1 protein-coding gene is annotated in these 1,482 nt (G+C 66.3%); it reads left to right on the forward strand.

Translation table 11 applies throughout. The features are described from left to right. Window positions 1-432: 432 nt before the first annotated feature. Window positions 433-1,482 (forward strand): radical SAM protein (locus AC08OO_RS00555; RefSeq protein ID WP_476618133.1); only part of this gene is annotated, 1,050 nt, incomplete at its 3' end.

The raw sequence follows: 1,482 nt of genomic DNA on the forward strand, positions 1-1,482 counted from the left end.
GCCCCGTCCCACCCCTGACCGCGAAGACCCGACCTGACCAGCGCAAACAATGGCACGGGCAACCCGCGGCCCGACCGGCGGCGCCGACACGGGGAGTTCCCCGTCGTTTCCTGAAGCGGATCGGCGCCTCAGTACCTCCGCGTACGACCCGTGCCTGATCCCGGACAACCATGCCCTCCACAGGACCCCGGCAACGCAGAACTGGTTGCTACGCCAGTCACAGTTCCACCTCAACGTCACCCGCCGTCGTCGCGGATGAAGCCGGTGAGCCACAGTTGACCAATCTCGCCATGTTGTCCTACAGTGACGCAATCGTTGCCGGGAGACAACCCTGCTCTCCACCGACAGTTCCCGACGGCGTTCCCGCACTTGTCGAGATCGCTCGTTCGCGGCCGAATCCGCCCAGGTAAAAGCAATGGGTTTGGGGGAATTTTGGAACAGGTCTATCCGCATACCGGGGTGTGCTACACCTACGGGAACCACGAGCGCGTGTACCTGATCTACACCTATGCCTGCAACGCGACCTGCGCACATTGCCTGGTCCAATCGAGTCCACATCGCCGGGAGAGGTTCGACCTGGCCACCGCGATAGAAATCCTGCGGACGGCAGCCAGGTTCGGTCGCAGGTTCCTCGACCTGGGCGGCGGCGAGATCATGCTTCATCCGGAGGACACCTGTGCGCTCGCCCGCGCCGCCACGGATCTCGGGTACTACGTCTCCCTCAACACGAACGGCTTCTGGGCCCGCACCCCCGAACGCGCCCGTACGCTCGTGAGCCGTCTCCAGCAGGCCGGGGTCCAGGCGATCTTCCCGAGTGCGAGCGCCTTTCACCTGCCGTTCGTGCCGGTCGAGCGGCTGCGCCACCTCCGCCGGGCCTGCGCCGACCTCGGCATGGTGCACGAGCTGAGCTGGGTGGCCTCCCACCTGCCCGACGTGGACGCCCAGCTGCTGGACGACCTGGACCTGGGCGGTGAGACGGTCTACCCCAACAGCCTGACCACCGAGGGCAACGACCCGGAAGTCATGGCGGCTCTCACCAGGCACTACAGCCGGTTCACGCCGGACCGGCTCCCCGACTGTGGAAGTCTGCAACTGGGCGTCAACCCGCGCGGGCATGTGATAGCCACCTGCGAGATGACCAATCTCAACGAGAAGTTCCGCGGCACCGCACTGTTCATCGGAGATTTCACCCGGACGCCGTTCGAGCAGCTCCTGGAAGCCGAACGGGACACGGCCGTGCTGCAGTTCCTCTATCATAACCCGCCGGCCGCGCTGCACGATCTGCTGCTCGCCGATCCGCAGGAAGGCGGGGGATACCGGCACCGGTATGCGGATCGCACCTATCACAGCGTCACGGACTACCTCGCCGACCTGCTGCGCGACGAGAACGTGCCGGCCGCGGAGCGCGCCATCGCCCGCGCGTCCGATACCCGCGCGTCCCATGCCAGCGCGTCCCATGCCAGCGCGTCCCATGCCAGCACA

It is taken from the genome of Frankia sp. CeCAU1 (assembly GCF_977971845.1).